At 35.4% G+C, this 821-nt stretch carries 2 protein-coding genes; both read left to right on the top strand.

Going from position 1 to position 821, the window contains the following annotated elements; translation table 11 throughout:
- Positions 1–25: 25 nt before the first annotated feature.
- Positions 26–283 carry a hypothetical protein gene (locus tag RR876_RS16735; RefSeq protein WP_332637163.1) on the top strand — a complete coding sequence of 86 codons (258 nt, stop codon included), beginning with the start codon at positions 26–28 and terminating at the stop codon, positions 281–283.
- A 393-nt stretch (positions 284–676) separates the two neighbouring features.
- A partial coding sequence (locus RR876_RS16730; RefSeq protein WP_332637162.1) for a cold shock domain-containing protein occupies positions 677–821 on the top strand: 145 nt, incomplete at its 3' end.

The raw sequence follows: 821 nt of genomic DNA, 5'->3' as shown, positions 1-821 counted from the left end.
AAAATTATTATTTTTAAGCTGTTTTATCACCCTAACAGGTTGTGCAGCAAATTCAGGGATTATACCTATGGGTGGCAATACTTACATGGTCTCCCGTCAAGCAGCAACAGGCTTCACTGGTATGGGCACCCTTAAAGCTGAAGCTATGCGTGAAGCATATTCAGAATGCAACAAAACAGGGAAAATGGTAAAAGTGCTGGAAACAATTGATGCTAAACCTCCGTTCATTTTAGGAAACTATCCTAAAACTGAAATTCGATTTAAATGTGTGGTGGAAGAATAAGAATTTACTTTAAAACTTTCGATCAGACCATGTAAATTACCAAATCGCGGCTGGTCGATGAGTCCAGGGAGTTTGACGAGAGATTATTTTAGCTGGGATGGAATGTTGACTATAAATAATTGAATTAATGTCTAACACTAGATAGTATTGCGAGTTCATTTCTAGTGCGAAGGCGTGGGGAGTTTTGGAAAGGTGCTAAGGTTGTTGCGAAATAACACCCTCACTTGATGGGCTTTTTCAACTATTGAAATCACTGCAGCATGCCGCTGCTGTCAATCTCCATACTTTCGACGATCATCAATCATAATTTGCAGAATGTCTTTTCTAAGCATGGCATCTTTGTATTTTATTTCTTATAATTCATATTAAAATCAATATTGTATAAAATTTACTATGTTTAATGAAGGCAAGATAAAAACTTATAATGAAGATAAAGGTTTTGGATTCATTCAAATTACAGAAAAAAGGAAAGACTTATTTTTTCATATCAGTGATTTCCCCAATAGACAACATCCACCAAAGATTGGTGAAAGATTAA

This window comes from Acinetobacter sp., assembly GCF_036666595.1.
In the GTDB taxonomy this organism is placed as follows: Bacteria; Pseudomonadota; Gammaproteobacteria; order Pseudomonadales; family Moraxellaceae; genus Acinetobacter.
The sequence above is the reverse complement of the archived record's forward strand: the minus strand, read 5'-3'. Positions and strand labels throughout refer to the sequence as shown.